Source organism: Montanilutibacter psychrotolerans (genome assembly GCF_003719825.1).
GTDB lineage: Bacteria > Pseudomonadota > Gammaproteobacteria > Xanthomonadales > Xanthomonadaceae > Montanilutibacter > Montanilutibacter psychrotolerans.
In genome coordinates, this window is record NZ_RIBS01000002.1 from 301,775 (window position 1) to 317,783 (window position 16,009).

The window sequence follows — 16,009 nt, forward strand, 5'->3', positions numbered from 1 at the left end:
CCAGGCGCCCCGCTCACGCAGTGTGGGCCTCCAGCTGATAGGCTAAAGGGCTTCCCGGGGGTTGGGTCGTCTGCTCGAAAGGATGCCGGCATGGTCGGCTGGAGCCGGCCCTGACCGACCCGGCCCCTCCTTAGATCGGCACACCGGCGTCGCGTCAGGCATGAAAACCACTACCGAAATCCGTCGCGATTTCCTCGAGTTCTTCCGCAGCAAGGCCCATACGATTGTCCCGTCGGCACCGCTGGTGCCGGCCAACGACGCGACGCTGTTGTTCACGAACTCGGGCATGGTCCAGTTCAAGAACGTGTTCCTCGGCAGCGAAAAGCCCGGTTTCGTGCGCGCGGCCGACGTCCAGCGCTGCCTGCGCGCCGGCGGCAAGCACAACGACCTCGACCAGGTCGGTTACACCGCGCGTCACCACACCTTCTTCGAAATGCTTGGCAACTGGTCGTTTGGCGACTATTTCAAGGAAGACGCGATCGCCTGGGCATGGGAACTGCTGACCGGCGTCTGGGGCCTGGACCCGGAGCGCCTGCTGGTCACCGTCTACCACACCGATGACGAAGCCTTCGGCATCTGGAACCGCAAGATCGGCGTTCCCGCCGAGCGCATCGTCCGCATCGGCGACAACAAGGGCGGGCCGTACGCGTCGGACAACTTCTGGCAGATGGCCGATACCGGTCCCTGCGGTCCGTGCACCGAGATCTTCTACGACCACGGCGCGCACATCGCCGGCGGCCCTCCGGGTTCGCCGGACGAGGACGGCGATCGCTTCATCGAGATCTGGAACCTGGTGTTCATGCAGTTCGACCGGCAGCCCGACGGCAGCCTGGCGCCACTGCCGGCGCCGTGCGTCGACACGGGCATGGGTCTGGAGCGGCTGGCTGCGGTCCTGCAGGGCGTGCACGGCAACTACGACATCGACCTGTTCCGTCACCTGATTGCCGCCGCCGCCGAGTTCACCGGCACCGCCGACCTGGACAACAAGTCGCTGCGCGTCATCGCCGACCACATCCGCGCCTGTTCGTTCCTGATCGTGGACGGCGTGTTGCCGAGCAACGAAGGCCGCGGCTACGTGCTGCGCCGGATCATCCGCCGCGCGCTGCGCCATGGCTGGATGCTTGGCCAGAAGGGGCCGTTCTTCCACCGCATGGTGCCCGCGCTGGTCCACGTGATGGGCGAAGCCTATCCCGAGCTGGTCGCCCAGCAGGAGCTGGTCGAGCGTGCGCTGCGTTCCGAAGAAGAACGCTTCGCCCAGACGCTTGATTCGGGCATGCGCATTTTTGACGAGGTGGCCGAGCGTTCGCAGGGCAGCATTCCCGGCGCCGACGCCTTCCGCCTGTACGACACCTATGGCTTCCCGGTCGACCTGACCGCCGACATCGCGCGCGAGCGCGGACTCACGGTGGACATGGCCGGCTTCGATGCGGCGATGGACGAGCAGAAGCGCATGGCGCGCGAGGCCGGCAAGTTCGGCAACGCCACCACGATGCCGGCCGAGCTCGCCGCGCAGCTGTCGCCGACGCAGTTCCTGGGTTACGACAAGTTGATGGAGGGCGGGCTCGAGGTCGTCGCCCTGTTGAAGGACGGACGCCCGGTCGACCAGATCGCCGCGGGCGACGAGGCCGTCGTGATCCTCGATCGCACGCCGTTCTATGCCGAAAGCGGCGGTCAGGTGGGCGACACCGGCGAGCTCGACGAAGCCGGAACGCGCTTCGTGGTGGACAACACGCTCAAGTTCGCCGGCCAGTTCCACGGCCACGTCGGTACGCTCAAGTCGGGCGTGCTCAAGCGCGGCGACCACCTGCTTGGTGCCGTCGACACCGTGCGCCGCAACGCGACGGTGCTCAACCATTCCGCCACCCATCTGCTGCACTCGGCCCTGCGCCAGGTACTGGGCACCCACGTCACCCAGAAGGGTTCACTGGTTGCACCCGATCGCCTGCGTTTCGACTTCTCGCACTTCCAGCCCATGACCGATGCCGAGATGGCCGAGGTCGAGCGCCTGGTCAACGTCGAGATCCGTGCCAACCATGCGGCCGAAGTCCGCCAGATGGGCATGCAGGAAGCGATGGACTTCGGCGCGATGGCGCTGTTCGGAGAGAAGTACGGCGACGAAGTCCGCGTGCTGCGACTGGGCGCCGGTTCCACCGAGCTTTGCGGCGGCACGCACGTGTCGCGCACCGGCGACATCGGCCTGTTCAAGCTGCTGTCGGAAGGCGGCATCCAGGCCGGGGTCCGCCGAATCGAAGCGGTGACCGGGCAGGGTGCGCTGGCGCAGGTTGCCGCCAATGAGCGTTTGCTCGATGAGGCGGCACGACTGCTGGGCGGAACCAGCGCCGATATCGGCGATAAGCTGCGGGGCCTGCTTGAGCGCCAGAAGCGCACGGAACGCGAGCTCGAATCGCTGAAGGCGAAGGCTGCTTCTGGTGCCACGGCTGACTTGGCCGGTTCGGCGATCGAGGTACGTGGTGTTCGGGTAATTGCTACCCGTCTGGAAGGTATTGATGCCAAGGCTTTGCGAGATGCGGTTGACCGTCTCAAGCAACAGCTGGGCGATGCGGTGATCGTGCTGGCCGGAGCCGGGGAGGGCAGGGCAGCACTGGTCGCAGGGGTCAATGGAAGTGCATCGGGCAAGGTCAACGCCGGTGAGCTATTGGCCCATGTGGCGGGACAGATCAACGGCAAGGGCGGTGGCCGGGCTGACATGGCGCAAGGAGGCGGAGAGGATGGTGCAGCCCTTTCCGCGGCGCTGTCGGGCGTAGTAGGTTGGGTTGAACAGCACATGACCTGAACATCGATTCATGCTGGGTGACGCTTGTGAGCGTCTTCAATCAACTGGATAATTAACCGTTTCGTGGCTAATGCGAGCGTTTCGCGAGAACGAAGCGCCACCGTCGGCGCAACAGGCGCCGGCACGAGGAGACTTATAAATGCTAATCCTGACGCGTCGCGTCGGTGAGACCTTGATGATCGGCGACTCGGTGACCGTCACCGTGCTCGGCGTCAAGGGTAACCAGGTCCGTATCGGCATCACTGCGCCGAAAGATGTAGCCGTCCACCGTGAAGAGATCTATCAGCGCATCCAGCGCGGAGACGACGGTGGTGGCGAAGACAGCTCGAAGGGCAACAACGACTGAGAAAATGTTTGCCGCGAGTGAAGCTAGCCGTTATGCTTCCCGTCCGCGCCGAGTCATGTGACGCGGAGAGTTGCCCGAGCGGCTGAAGGGGCTCCCCTGCTAAGGGAGTATAGGGTCAAAAGCTCTATCGAGGGTTCGAATCCCTCACTCTCCGCCAGTTTCAATATGCCGTTTTCATCCGGCATCGCGAGTCGCACGACGCATCAATTCATCGATGCATCGACACGCGAAAAGATGAAAAAAAATTTGACGGATCTGCGCCAACCCGTCATAATTTCCTGACTAAGCGCCCGTAGCTCAGCTGGATAGAGCACCAGGCTACGAACTTGGGGGTCGGAGGTTCGAATCCTTCCGGGCGCGCCACGAAAGAAGCAAGAAAGCCGAATGGGAAACCGTTCGGCTTTTTTGTTTTTCGACGTTTGCGACAGATCAGTCGACACTCGTTGCACGTTGCACGTTGCACGTTGCACGTTGCACGTTGCACACGAGCCACGAGCCACGAGCCACGAGCCACGGCACGCGTCGCTGATTCGATGGGTTGGTTGGGCGATCTACGCACGCATGCATGTCGTGCTGGTGCCGTGGGGTGTTCGCGGCGCGCGGCTCACGTTGCGCACGGCGTCGACACGCGCGGCTCACGTTGCGCACGGCGTCGACACGCGCGTGCGCACTACGTCGCTCTTGCCTGCCTTCCTGCTGCGCCGATCTCGATCAGGTCGATCGCCGTTGCGGCGGCCACGCCACTCAGTCGATCAGTGCGTCGACCACGGCGGCAGGTTGCTTCATCCACGCGAAGTGGTCGGCACGTACGCCCAGCGCTCCACTGTCCAGATGGAACAATCGACGTTCGGCGTCCGACAGCTTGGACAGCAGGAAGTCCAATGATCCAGGCGGTGCGAGCCAGTCGTCGTCGAAGCTCACGGCGCGTACCGGAGGCGCGGCGCGTGCGAGTGCGCGGTCGAGGTCGATGCCAAGCCCTGTGGTGGCGTAGCGCCCCGATATCGCACTGCGCGACCAGTCGTGAATCACGCCACGCGCTTCCTGACCGGCGAATCCGATCCGCTTGCCGGGCAATGCGCCGTGACGATCGGCGAGCCACGGCAGGAAGCGGTACGCCATCGGCAGCCAGTAGCGCATCGGCGCCGGAAACGCCCGCCAGTACGGTGAGCCGCTGGCGACCAGCCACAGCGCGCTGGCGCTGTCGGGTTCCAGCCCAAGCCGGCAGCACGCGAGCTGTCCGCCGAGGCTGTGTCCGCCGAGGATGCGCGGCACGTCCGGCAGCGTCGCTGCGACGGCGGCCTCGCTGCAGGGCAGGTCGATGGTCAGCAGTGGGTGGTAGTTCCAGTCGCCATGGCGGCCAGCGCGCAGGCTGCTGCTTCCGTTGCCGCGCCATTCGTGGACGAACACCGCGATGCCGCGTGCCGCCAACGCGTCGGCGAACGGCAGGTAATGTCGCGCAGCAACGCCCATCGCCGGCAACCACAGCAGCGAGGCGGTTGGCGACGCCGGTACGACGGCCAGCAGGCCCGATACGTGGCCGTCGCTGGACCTCAACGGCAATTCGCGTGCTTCCATGGGTCAGGGCCGTCCTGCGCCGAAATGGTCGAGCACGAGCACATCGCTGCGGCCGGGACGGTAGCCGCCCAGCAACGCGCGATGCACGTATCCCGATGCCGCGTCGCAGGCGTCGGGTAGCGCATCGCCATGGCACAGGCGTGCCGCGATGGCGGAAGACAGCGTGCAGCCCGTGCCGTGCGCCTCGACCGCGAGCCGCGGATGGCGGATCGTACTGCGCGTCACGTGATCGGCGAACACGTCGATCACGTCGTCACCGCCGTCGGCCAGATGCCCGCCCTTGAGCATCAGCGCGCGGCAACCCATCGCGAGCAACGCGTCGCAGGCCTCATGCATCTGGTCGCGGCTGCCGATGGCGCGACCGATCAGGAGTTCGGCCTCGGGCAGATTCGGCGTGACGATGGTCGCCAATGGCAGCAGGCGATGGCGCAGGGCATCCAACGCATCGGCGGCGAGCAAGCGCGCGCCGGAAGTCGCCACCATCACCGGGTCCAGCACGACGTGCGCGGGTCGGTGGTGCTCGATCGCATCGGCGACGGCGTGGATGACCTCACCGGTGGCCAGCATCCCCAGCTTGACGGCGGTGATGGCGAAATCGTCGAAGCACGCGTCGATCTGCGCCCGCAGGAAAGCCGTGTCCGGCACATGCACCGCGGTCACGCCGCGCGTGTGCTGGGCGGTCAGGGCGGCAAGTGCGCTGAGCCCGTGCACCCGGTGCGCCGCGAACGTCTTGAGGTCTGCCTGGATGCCGGCGCCGCCGCCGGAGTCGGAGCCGGCGATGGTCAGCGCGCAGCTGGGGCGCGGATCGTTCATGCGGGTGGTGTCCTGACGGTGATGGCACAGCCGAGGGGGGTGCGGTGGCTTGTCGTCGTGTCGCCGTTGCGCCGCCGCTGCAGACCGGCTGCCCGGCTATGTCCGGCAATCGACGGGCGTTTCGCGCGGTCGATCATGCTTGCGCCCGGGGATGCGCCAGTCGCCATTGGCGATATCCGACGTAGCCGAAGCCGACCAGCCCAGTAAGGGTCGCAGGTACCAGCAACGCGTCGTAGGCGAACCGTCGGAACAACGCCGCTCCAATGACGCCACCGGTGGCAAACAGGGCAATGATCAGGCTGCTCAGCATCAGCCGTCGTCTCGGCAACGGCATGCCACGCAGTGCGTGGCCCAGGCCGATGCCCAGGTCGGTGAACATGCCGCTGAGATGGGTGGTGCGCACGACCGCGCCGCTGTACGTCGTTGCCATGGCGTTCTGCAGGCCGCAGGCCATCGCGGCCAGCAGCGCACCTGCGATCTGTTGGTGCTTGAACAATCCAATGGAGGCAAACAGCAGCAACGACTCGAGCATCAGCACGACGCCATATCGGCGTCCCAGGTACAGCGCGCTGTCCTGGATGATCAGACCGCTGATCGCCGCGCCCGCCATGAACGCGAGGATCATTCCGGACAGACGCAAGCCGCTGCCGGCGTCGCCATCGGCGAGTGCGGCGCCCAGCAGGCTGGTGGTGCCGGTCAGGTGGGTGATGGCCTGGTGCTCGAATCCCAGGTAGCCGACCACGTTGACCATCCCGGCGATGCAGGCCAGCGCTCCCGCGCCGACCCACACCCAGCGTGGCAATTGCACGCCCACGATCGGCCTACAGGACTTCCGACGCGTAATCGGCGAGTCGGGAGCGTTCGCCGCGACGCAAGGTGACGTGTGCGCTGTGGGGCCAATGCTTGAAGCGATCCACTGCGTACGTGAGGCCCGACGTGGTTTCGGTGAGGTAGGGCGTGTCGATCTGTTCGACATTGCCCAGGCAGATGATCTTGGTGCCGGGACCTGCGCGCGTGATCAGGGTCTTCATCTGCTTGGGCGTGAGGTTCTGGGCCTCATCGAGGATCAGCCAGCGGCTCAGGAACGTGCGGCCGCGCATGAAGTTCAGCGACCGGATCTTGATTCGGCTGGCAAGCAGGTCGTTGGTTGCCGCGCGGCCCCAGCTGCCGCCTTCCTGGTTGTGCGTCAGCACCTCCAGGTTGTCGGTGAGCGCGCCCATCCACGGCGTCATCTTTTCTTCCTCGGTGCCGGGCAGGAAGCCGATGTCCTCGCCGACGCTGACCGTCGCGCGGGTCATGATGATCTCCCGGTAGCGCTGCTGGTCCATCGTCTGCGCCAGCCCTGCCGCCAGGGCGAGCAGCGTTTTGCCGGTGCCGGCGGTGCCCAGCAGCGTGACGAAATCGATCTCCGGGTCCATCAGCGCATTCAGTGCGAAGTTCTGCTCACGGTTGCGCGCGGTGATACCCCACACCGCATGCTGGTTGTGGCGGAAGTCGTCGACGATCTGCAGGGTCACCTTGGCGTCGGTGACGCGCGCGACCTTGAGTTCGGCTTCCTCGTCGCCGGGCAGGTAGAGGAACTGATTCGGGTACCAGTCGTCGTCGTCGCTGCGGCTGATCTCGTAGAAGGTGCGACCCTTCTCGGTCCACGACCTCAGGTCCTTGCCGTGCCGCTGCCAGAAATCCTCCGGCAGGGCGGTGACGCCGGTGTAGAGCAGGCTGAAGTCGTCTAGCGCGCGGTCGTTCTCGTAGTCCTCGGACACGATGCCCGCGATCGAGGCCTTGATCCGCAGGTTGATGTCCTTGGAGACGAACACCACCGGCACGCCCGGCTCATCCTCCTGCAGGGACAGGATCGAGCCGAGGATGTGGTTGTCCGGGATCACCGCGCCAAAACGCTTGCCAGAGTCGAAATCGTGGGTCTGGAAACGCAGCTTTCCGATGCTCTGCTCGCCACGCAGCTGCAGCCCCTTGGGCCGGTTGAGGGTGATGCCCGAACCCGAGGAGATCTTGTCGGTGCCTTCTGCCTCGATCAGCTCGTTGAGGAAACGGCTGACCTGGCGCGCGTTGCGACTGGCCTCGGTGTTTCCCTTCTTGCCGTTGTCGAGTTCCTCGATGACCTGCATCGGCAGGAACACATCGTGCTCCTGGAACTTGAACAGCGCGGTCGGGTCGTGCATCAGCACGTTGGTATCGAGCACGTAGATCCGCTTGCTTCTCGTCATTCCCAGGCCTCGTGCGGTTGGCTGCAGCGTGGTGTTGCCGACGTGCGGGCGCTGGCCCGCGCGTGTCCCGGCGTCCGTAGCGTGGACGCGGATGTGCAACCCGGCGTCGTCGCGATGCGCGACGTCGGGCGATGTGATCGAGGGCTCTCCCGCACGGCCGCAGGCCGCCACGGTCCCGCGTGGCGGGGTGGCTGACCGGCCTGTGCGAAGGGTGGTCACTGCGTCGTGGCGGCCTTGAGGGTGTCGAGGACCGCCTGGGCATGGCCGGCCACCTTCACCGGACGCCATGACCAGGCGATGACGCCGGAAGGGTCGATCAGGAACGTGCTGCGCTCGATCCCGAGCACCTTGCGCCCGTACATGTTCTTTTCCTTGATCACGCCGAACGCGTTGCAAAGCGATTCGTCCTGGTCGCTGACCAGCTCGAACGCAAAGCCCTGTTTCGCGCAGAAATTCTGGTGCGACTTGATGGAGTCGCGCGAGACGCCCAGCACGCTGGCGCCAAGTGCATCGAACTGCGGCAGCAGCGCGTTGAAATCAATGCCTTCGGTGGTGCAGCCGGGCGTGCTGTCCTTCGGGTAGAAGTACAGCACCAGCCATCGGCCGGCGTACTGGCCGAGAGTGGTGGTGCGGCCGCTGGACAGCGCCAGTGGCAGTTCGGTTGGGGCGCGATCGCCGGTATCGAGCATGGTTCGCGGGCTTCCTCAGAACTTCATCGGGTCCATGATCGCATCGAGGTTCAGGTGGTCGCAGAACTCGAGGAAATCGTCGCGCAACGCGGCGATGTGCATGCTCGACGGAACGCCGATGGTGACCTGCGCGGAGAACATGTCCGCGCCGGTCTGCATCGCACGGTAGCGCGAACAATGCAGGCTCTCGATGGTGATTCCCTGGCGGTCGAAGAAGTCGGCCAGCTGGAACAGGATGCCGGGTTTGTCCGCCGCCACGACCTCGACGATGTACGGGAGCAGGTTGGATTGCACCTGCTTGGCGCCGGTGCGGTACCAGATCAGCCGGATGCCTTCCTCGCGTTCCAGCCGCGCGAGCATCGCCTCGAGCTTTGCCACCGCATCCCACGAGCCCACGGCAAGCGCGGTCACGGAGACATCGCGACCGACCGTCGACAGGCGCGCGTCGACGAGATTGCAGCCGCTGTCGGCGATGCGGCGCGTCACCGACAGCAGCGGTGATTCCGGATGCGTCGTATAGGCGTTGATCAGGAGGTGGTTTTCGTTCGGCGACGGCCGGGCAACGGAATCAGTCAAGGCGGCGCCTGCAAGGGATGCGGATCAAGCGGGAAAACGGGCTGGCGGCCCGCACGGGGCGGCCTGCAGCCAGCATACTTGCCCGTGCTTTCGCGCCGCAAGTAACATCCTCGTGCGCGCAGGACGGCGCGCCGGCCATTGCCAGCCGTGTTTCCCCCCTCGTCATCGTTCCCCTCATCTGCTTCGCCCGCCTGGGCAAAGGCCCCACCTTGCGACTTTCCGGCAGCATCACTGCGCTGGCGACCCCGTTCAACGTCGCCGGCGAGATCGACCTCGACGCCTGGCACACGCTGCTCGCGACCCAGCTCGACAACGGTACCCAGGGCTTCGTCGTCGCCGGTTCCACCGGCGAGGCCGCGGCGCTCTACGACATCGAATACGACACGCTGCTGCGCTGCGCGGTGGAATTCGTCGCCGGGCGCGTCCCGGTGCTGGCCGGTACGGGGCTCTCGAACACCGCGAAAACCATCGAGCTGACCCGCCGTGCGGCCGCACTGGGCGCCGACGCCGCCCTGGTGGTGACGCCACCCTACGTGCGCCCCACGCAGGCGGGCCTGGTGGCCCACTACCGCGCCATTGCCGACGACGGCGCGTTGCCGGTGGTGCTGTACAACGTGCCGGGCCGCACCGGTGGCGACCTGCTTCCGGAAACCGTTGCCGAACTGGCCGGGCACGCACGCATCATCGGCATCAAGGAAGCGCGCAGCGAACCCGAACGCATGGCGGCGCTGCTGGCGTTCCGCGACGAGGGTTTCGCCGTGCTCACCGGTGACGATCCCACCGCGGCGCGTGCCATGCTGGCCGGTGCCGACGGCGTGATATCGGTTGCCTCGAACGTGCTTCCGGCGGCGTTCCGTCGCCTTTGCGACCTGTGCCGCGAGGGCAAGACCGAACAGGCGCAGGCGTGGGATGCGCGCCTGCACGCGGCGTACGACTTCCTTGGCATCGAGTCCAACCCGATCCCGGTCAAGGCGATCCTCGCCCTGCAGGGCATCGGCCATGGCCTGCGCCTGCCACTGGTGCCGCTTTCCGCACCCTATCGCGACCTCGCGGCGACGCTTGCCGTGGAGATCCGCGACATCGAACACGCCTGTCGCGATTCGTTCGCGGCCTGAACCAGCAGGAGATTCACATGCATCGCAACGTTTCCCTTACCCGTGCCGTTCTGGCTGGCGTCCTTGTACTTGGCGTTGCCGCCGGCAGCGGCTGCAGCTGGTTCCGCAAGGGCAACGCCCTGTATGCGGCGGACCCGGCGCAGCGTCCGCTCGAGGTTCCGCCGGAACTCGGTTCCACCCCGGTCGAAGGGCCGGCTCCCGGCCCGGTCACCGCGTCGGGCACCATCGCCTCCGCCGCGCAGGCATCCAGCGGCTTCCTGGTGCCGGGCACGCGCGATGAGGTGTTCAACAAGGTCGGCGAGGTGCTTGGCGGCACGCCTGGCCTGACCATCGCCAGCCGCGCGCAGCTGCTCGGCGCGTTCGACGTGAGCTACGAGGGAGCCAACTTCCTGGTCCGCGTTGCCGACGGGCAGGGCGGTGCGTACGTTTCGGCGGTTGACCCCCGCGGCCTGCCGGCCACGGGCGAAGCGCCGGGCAAGCTGATCGCCGCGCTGAAGGTGGCATTGGCCGGCAACTGAGCCCTCGTGGCCGGCCTGTGCCGGCACCGAGCGCAAAGCAGAACGGGCGCCCAGGGCGCCCGTTCTTGTGTCCGGCGTTGTCGCGAGGCGCGAGCGCGTCAGCGGGTCAGCGCTCCAGCAGGTCGATCTTTCCGGCCTTGCCTTCCCAGTCCTTGGCGTCGGCGGGGGAGTCCTTGCGGGTCGTGATCACCGGCCAGGCCTTGGCCAGTTCGGCATTGAGGGCGACAAAGGCCTCCTGCCCGGCGGGAACGTCGTCCTCGGGGTAGATCGCGTTGATCGGGCACTCGGGCTCGCACAGGGTGCAGTCGATGCACTCGTCCGGATCGATGACCAGGAAGTTGGGGCCCTCGTGGAAGCAATCGACCGGGCAGACCTCCACGCAGTCGGTGTACTTGCACTTGATGCAGTTCTCGGTGACGACGAAGGGCATGGTCCGGTCCGGTGGAATCGCGATAGGCAAGTGTAGCGATTAGCAGGGTCGAAACCCAAGCGGGCCGGTGCCGGGCGAGCAGAGCAACGCGGTGTGGCCGGACCGCGAAATGGACGGACGAGTGACTGCCGACAAGCGCGGAGCGGGACGTTTCGGGGACCGCCCGCGTCGAGTCGCACCGCGATGAACGGGAAAACAAAAAAGCCCGCACATCGCTGTGCGGGCTTTCGTGCGACATCGTCGCGAATTGGCGCTCCCTACGAGATTCGAACTCGTGTTTTAGCCTTGAGAGGGCCACGTCCTAGGCCTCTAGACGAAGGGAGCAGGTTGTATTCCGTACCAGACTCTCAACCCGGTGCGGCCTGCTAGTATAGGCAGCCTTGTTGCCCTGGGCAACACCCTTTTCCTACGAAATCCAGTTGCGGCCACGTCCGCTCGAATGCGACCCGATACCCATACCCTTGAAACCCCGCTGCGGGTGATCCCGCGTGACCTCCACGACGTCTCGCGCAAGCAGATCAGCCCGAACGCGCTGCGCGTGCTGTATCGCCTGCGCGAATCGGGCTTTGGCGCCTACCTGGTCGGGGGCGCGGTTCGCGACCTGCTGGTTGGCGGCAACCCGAAGGACTTCGATGTCGCGACGGACGCCACGCCCGAGCAGGTCAAGCAGCTGTTCCGCAACTGCCGCTTGATCGGTCGCCGGTTCCGCCTTGCCCACGTGGTGTTTGGCCGCGAGATCATCGAGGTCGCGACGTTCCGCGCCAACATCGACGACGGCAGCGGCGATCGCGAAACCGACGATGGCGGCCGCCTCGTTCGCGACAATGTCTACGGCACGATCGAGGACGACGCGGTCCGCCGCGACTTCACCGCCAACGCGCTGTACTACACGGTCGAGGACTTCTCCGTTCGCGATTACACCGGCGGCTTCGAAGACGTGCGCAATCGCCTGATGCGCCTCATCGGCGATCCGGAAACGCGCTATCGCGAAGACCCGGTGCGCATGCTGCGTGCCGTGCGCCTGGCCGCCAAGCTCGGCTTCGAGATCGAATCGGCGACTGCCGCGCCGATCCCGGTGCTGGCGCCGCTGCTGGCCGAAGCCGCGCCGGCGCGCCTGTTCGAGGAGTGCCTGAAGCTGTTCCTGTCCGGGCACGCGGTGGAGAGCTTCCTCGGTCTCGAACATCACGGACTGTTGCCCGCGTTGTTGCCGGAAACGGCAGCGGCACTGAAGTCCAACCGCAGCGGTGCGTTGCGCCGGATGTTGCTCGAAGGCCTGCGCGGCACCGATGTGCGCGTGGCCAACGACGAGCCGGTCTCGCCCGCGTTCCTGTTCGCACTGCTGCTGTGGCCGGCCTATTGCCGCGCGCTGATGGCGCTGCAGGCGCAAGGCGTGCACGCCCCCGAGGCGCAGCGCCGCGCCGCCGATCGCGTCACCGTGCATCAGCTCGAGATGATCGCGCTGCCGCGCCGTTTCTCGCTGCCGATGCAGGAAATCTGGTTGCTCCAGTCGCGTTTCTCGCAACGCCAGCGCAAGCGCGTGTTCCGCCTGCTCGCGCACCCGCGCTTCCGCGCCGCGTTCGACTTCCTCAAGCTGCGCCTGGCGGCATCGGACGAGCACGCGGCCGACGTGGCGTTCTGGCACGAGGCACAGCAGCAGCCCGGCGACGAACTCGCTGCGCAACTCGATGGACACGATGCCTCGTACGTCGATGCCGATACCGGCCAGAGCGAGGCGCCGCGCAAGCGTCGTCGTCGCCGGCGGGGGCCTCCGGGCGTTTCGCCGACCTGATCGACCGCGTCTGGATGGTTCGCCGATGAATCCGCCGGTGATTGCCTATATCGGCCTGGGTGCAAACCTGGGCGAAGCCGCCCAGACCGTGCAGGCGGCCTTCGCCGCGCTCGGTCGACTGGCCGGCTGCCGGTTGCTCGCTGCGTCGCGCTTGTACCGCACGCCCGCGTGGGGCATGACCGAGCAACCCGATTTCATCAACGCCGTCGCCCAGATCGAGACCACGCTCGCCCCCGAGGTTCTGCTGGACCGGCTGCTGCAAGTCGAGCGCGAGGCCGGGCGCGAGCGCCGCAGCGACGGCGGCGATCGATGGGGGCCGCGAACGCTGGACCTGGACCTGCTGCTGTACGCCGAACGGATCATCGACGTTCCCGGCCTGCGCGTGCCGCACCCCCATCTGCACGAACGCGCGTTTGCGTTGCTGCCATTGGTCGAGATCGCGCCCGACATCGCCATTCCCGGCGTCGGCAGCGCGCGCGATGCACTCGCAACCATGGCGATGGGTGACATCGAGGCGCTACCGTATGCGTCTCCCCCCGCGGAAACCTGACCGTCCTCGGCCCGGTTTCAGATAAGGACGCAATGTACGCCGCAACCGCCAACGACAAGCCCTGGACCGTTCCCGCACTGGCCGATGCCAAGCGCGACGGACGCAAACTGGTGATGCTGACCTGCTACGACGCGGGTTTCGCGCGCACGATGGACGCCGCCGGCGTCGACCTGATCCTGGTCGGCGATTCGCTTGGCATGGTCAGCCAGGGGCACGACAGCACGCTGCCGGTCACCGTCGACGACGTCGTCTATCACACCCGGTGCGTGGCCAAGGGCGCGCGACGCCCGCTGCTGGTCGCCGATCTGCCGTTTCTTGCCGATGCCACGCCAGAGCGCGCGCTCGATGCATCGATGCGCCTGCTGCAGGCCGGTGCGGCGATGGTCAAGCTCGAAGGCGCCGGGCACAAGCTCGAGGTGATCCGTTTTCTGGTGGAGCGCGAGATCCCGGTCTGCGCGCACCTGGGCCTCACCCCGCAGTCGGTCCTGCGCCTTGGCGGTTACAAGGTGCAAGGACGCGACGACAGCGCCGCGGCCAAGGTGCGTGAGGACGCGCGCGCCGTGGCCGAAGCCGGGGCCGCGATGCTGGTGCTGGAATGCGTCCCGACGGCGCTCGCCGCCGCCATCACCGGCGATTTGGCGATTCCCACCATCGGCATTGGCGCCGGTCCGCAGTGCGACGGCCAGGTGCTGGTGCTGCACGACCTGCTCGGCCTCAACAGCGGGCACCGCCGGCCGAAGTTCGTGAAGGATTTCCTCGCCGAGGGTGGCTCCATCGCCGGTGCCGTGCAGGCTTTCGCCGAGGCCGTGCGCACTGGACAGTTTCCAGCTGCCGAACATTCCTACGCGTGACGGCCCGAGCCGCGGACCGGCTCGGCTGAGGCAACGGATCGGATGCGCTGTGTCGGCATCGCCCCGCAGTGACCCGCGCGCTGCCCGGCGCGCCGTGATGGGGGCTTTGGCCAGGGATGCGTTTCCTTGATGGATGCGTTCCTTCGTGCCGCCGCGCGCTGATCCGCGTCAGAATCCGATTCGCGCCAAACACCCTCTCTGCGAGTTCCCATGATCGAAACCGTCGTCGAACTGGCCGCGCTGCGTGCGCGCATCAGCGAATGGAAGCGCGAGGGCCTGCGCGTGGCCCTCGTGCCGACCATGGGCAATCTGCATGCCGGGCACCACTCACTGGTGCACCTGGCGCGCCAGCATGCCGATCGCGTCGTCGCCAGCGTGTTCGTCAACCCGACCCAGTTCGGCCCGAACGAGGACTACGGCCAGTACCCGCGCACGCCCGAGGCCGATGCCGCGGGGCTGGATGCGGCGGGCTGCGACCTGGTGTGGATGCCGTCGGTCGAGACGATGTACCCGTTCGGCACCGACGGCACGGTAAAGGTGGTCGTGCCCGGCGTGACCGCGGTGCTGGAAGGCGCGCATCGCCCCGGGCATTTCGACGGCGTTGCCACGGTGGTGACGCGGCTGTTCAACCAGGTCCAGCCGGACGTCGCGGTGTTCGGGCGCAAGGACTACCAGCAACTGGCGGTGATCCGCTACTTCGTGCGCGAGCTGGCGTTCCCGATCGAGCTGCTGGCCGCGCCCATCCTGCGCGAGACCGATGGCCTGGCGATGAGTTCGCGCAACCAGTACCTGTCGCCCGAGGAGCGGCCGCGCGCGGCGGCCATCCACGGCACGCTGCAGGCGATGCGCGAGGCGGTCCAGGACGGCATGCCGCCGGCGGTGGTCGAGGCGCAAGCGCGCGACAGCCTCATTGCGGCGGGATTCCACGTCGACTACGCGGTGCTGCGCACGCCGGCGCTGGACGAGCCGGGTCAGGGTCAGCAGGGCGGCGCACGGGTGGCGCTGATTGCCGCGCGGCTGGGCCGCACCCGCCTGATCGACAACCTCGAGTTCACGATCTGAACCGGCACCCGGCCGTGCCCCGGCCGGCCGCTCGCCCCGGTGCCTGAATACCGCCTCGCAGCACGCTGCGTTCCATGTTGCAGCGCGCAAAGCGCTGGTAGACTTTGCGACTTCATCACGCCCGCGCCCCACGCGGAACGAGACCGGACATGCAACTGAACCTGCTCAAGGCCAAGATCCACCGCGCCACCGTCACCCACGCCGAGCTGCACTACGAAGGCTCGTGCGCGATCGACGGGCGCCTGCTCGACATCTCCGGGATCCGTGAGTACGAGCAGATCCACATCTACAACATCAACAACGGCCAGCGCTTCTCGACCTACGCGATCCGGGGCGAGGAAGGCAGCGGCGTGATCTCGATCAACGGTGCCGCCGCCCACTGCGCGCAGCCGGGCGATCTGATCATCATCTGCGCGTACGGCGTCTGCGACGAGGCCGAGGCGGTCAAGTACAAGCCGACCCTGGTCTATGTCGACCGGCAGAACATGCTGACCCACACCAACCACTCGATCCCCGCCCAGGCGGCCTGATCGATCCGTGGATGGATCGCGCCACACCGACAGCGTGTGGACGCGATCGGCGCCGGCGGCAGATCCTGTCGACCGGCGCGAGGCGGTAATCCCAGGCAGGCCAACCCGGGCCGCAATCGGTGCCGATGAGGGCGGTGGCGACACGT

16 protein-coding genes and 3 tRNA genes are annotated in these 16,009 nt (G+C 66.8%); 11 read left to right on the forward strand and 8 right to left on the reverse strand.

Annotation, left to right across the window (positions count from 1 at the left end; genetic code table 11):
* Nucleotides 1–160 precede the first annotated feature (160 nt).
* The 4 genes from alaS to EER27_RS04970 all read left to right on the forward strand — a co-directional run bounded on the left by alaS (nt 161) and on the right by EER27_RS04970 (nt 3,503).
* On the forward strand, nt 161–2,794 hold the full coding sequence (gene alaS, locus EER27_RS04955) for an alanine--tRNA ligase (protein ID WP_123086918.1): 2,634 nt from the start codon (nt 161–163) through the stop codon (nt 2,792–2,794).
* A gap of 139 nt (nt 2,795–2,933) precedes the next feature.
* Complete coding sequence (gene csrA, locus EER27_RS04960; protein WP_123086919.1) at nt 2,934–3,140, forward strand: carbon storage regulator CsrA; 207 nt, start codon at nt 2,934–2,936, stop codon at nt 3,138–3,140.
* 64 nt (nt 3,141–3,204) lie between these two features.
* Nucleotides 3,205–3,297 (forward strand) — tRNA-Ser (locus EER27_RS04965).
* A gap of 129 nt (nt 3,298–3,426) precedes the next feature.
* Nucleotides 3,427–3,503 (forward strand) — tRNA-Arg (locus EER27_RS04970).
* Nucleotides 3,504–3,884: 381 nt separating this feature from the next.
* Here EER27_RS04970 and EER27_RS04975 read toward each other — a convergent pair.
* From EER27_RS04975 to EER27_RS05000, 6 genes are all read right to left on the reverse strand, one after another.
* Nucleotides 3,885–4,715, reverse strand: a complete 831-nt coding sequence (locus tag EER27_RS04975; RefSeq protein WP_123086920.1) for an alpha/beta hydrolase family protein — start codon at nt 4,713–4,715, stop codon at nt 3,885–3,887.
* A gap of 3 nt (nt 4,716–4,718) precedes the next feature.
* Nucleotides 4,719–5,528, reverse strand: coding sequence for a bifunctional hydroxymethylpyrimidine kinase/phosphomethylpyrimidine kinase (gene thiD, locus EER27_RS04980; RefSeq protein ID WP_123086921.1), 810 nt, complete (start codon nt 5,526–5,528; stop codon nt 4,719–4,721).
* Nucleotides 5,529–5,661: 133 nt separating this feature from the next.
* Nucleotides 5,662–6,342, reverse strand: coding sequence for a YoaK family protein (locus tag EER27_RS04985; RefSeq protein WP_123086922.1), 681 nt, complete (start codon nt 6,340–6,342; stop codon nt 5,662–5,664).
* Nucleotides 6,343–6,349: 7 nt separating this feature from the next.
* A complete protein-coding gene (locus tag EER27_RS04990; RefSeq protein ID WP_123087265.1) occupies nt 6,350–7,753 on the reverse strand; it encodes a PhoH family protein in 1,404 nt (467 codons plus the stop codon).
* A 215-nt stretch (nt 7,754–7,968) separates the two neighbouring features.
* Nucleotides 7,969–8,442, reverse strand: a complete 474-nt coding sequence (locus tag EER27_RS04995) for a peroxiredoxin (protein ID WP_123086923.1) — start codon at nt 8,440–8,442, stop codon at nt 7,969–7,971.
* A 15-nt stretch (nt 8,443–8,457) separates the two neighbouring features.
* A complete protein-coding gene (locus EER27_RS05000; RefSeq protein ID WP_123086924.1) occupies nt 8,458–9,018 on the reverse strand; it encodes a glycine cleavage system transcriptional repressor in 561 nt (186 codons plus the stop codon).
* Nucleotides 9,019–9,227: 209 nt separating this feature from the next.
* On the opposite strand from EER27_RS05000, the gene dapA reads away from it, so the two are divergent.
* Complete coding sequence (dapA, locus tag EER27_RS05005; protein WP_123086925.1) at nt 9,228–10,133, forward strand: 4-hydroxy-tetrahydrodipicolinate synthase; 906 nt, start codon at nt 9,228–9,230, stop codon at nt 10,131–10,133.
* A 17-nt stretch (nt 10,134–10,150) separates the two neighbouring features.
* Nucleotides 10,151–10,651 (forward strand): hypothetical protein, encoded by a 501-nt coding sequence (locus tag EER27_RS05010; protein WP_123086926.1) that lies wholly within the window; start codon nt 10,151–10,153, stop codon nt 10,649–10,651.
* A 106-nt stretch (nt 10,652–10,757) separates the two neighbouring features.
* Here EER27_RS05010 and fdxA read toward each other — a convergent pair whose 3' ends face one another.
* Together fdxA and EER27_RS05020 are read right to left on the reverse strand one after the other, a co-directional pair.
* Entirely contained in the window at nt 10,758–11,081 is a 324-nt protein-coding gene (gene fdxA / locus EER27_RS05015; protein WP_123086927.1) for a ferredoxin FdxA, read from the reverse strand.
* 248 nt (nt 11,082–11,329) lie between these two features.
* Nucleotides 11,330–11,405, reverse strand: a tRNA-Glu gene (locus tag EER27_RS05020).
* A 115-nt stretch (nt 11,406–11,520) separates the two neighbouring features.
* On the opposite strand from EER27_RS05020, the gene pcnB reads away from it, so the two are divergent.
* The 5 genes from pcnB (at nt 11,521) to panD (ending at nt 15,863) form a co-directional block, all read left to right on the forward strand.
* Nucleotides 11,521–12,870: a polynucleotide adenylyltransferase PcnB gene (pcnB, locus tag EER27_RS05025; protein ID WP_123086928.1), complete on the forward strand. Its 1,350-nt coding sequence runs from the start codon at nt 11,521–11,523 to the stop codon at nt 12,868–12,870.
* 25 nt (nt 12,871–12,895) lie between these two features.
* Nucleotides 12,896–13,420 carry a 2-amino-4-hydroxy-6-hydroxymethyldihydropteridine diphosphokinase gene (folK, locus tag EER27_RS05030; RefSeq protein ID WP_123086929.1) on the forward strand — a complete coding sequence of 175 codons (525 nt, stop codon included), beginning with the start codon at nt 12,896–12,898 and terminating at the stop codon, nt 13,418–13,420.
* A 32-nt stretch (nt 13,421–13,452) separates the two neighbouring features.
* Nucleotides 13,453–14,271, forward strand: coding sequence for a 3-methyl-2-oxobutanoate hydroxymethyltransferase (panB, locus tag EER27_RS05035; protein ID WP_123086930.1), 819 nt, complete (start codon nt 13,453–13,455; stop codon nt 14,269–14,271).
* Between the two features lie 210 nt (nt 14,272–14,481).
* A complete protein-coding gene (panC, locus tag EER27_RS05040; RefSeq protein ID WP_123086931.1) occupies nt 14,482–15,333 on the forward strand; it encodes a pantoate--beta-alanine ligase in 852 nt (283 codons plus the stop codon).
* Nucleotides 15,334–15,482: 149 nt separating this feature from the next.
* Nucleotides 15,483–15,863, forward strand: coding sequence for an aspartate 1-decarboxylase (panD, locus tag EER27_RS05045; protein WP_123086932.1), 381 nt, complete (start codon nt 15,483–15,485; stop codon nt 15,861–15,863).
* The last annotated feature ends 146 nt before the right edge of the window (nt 15,864–16,009 follow it).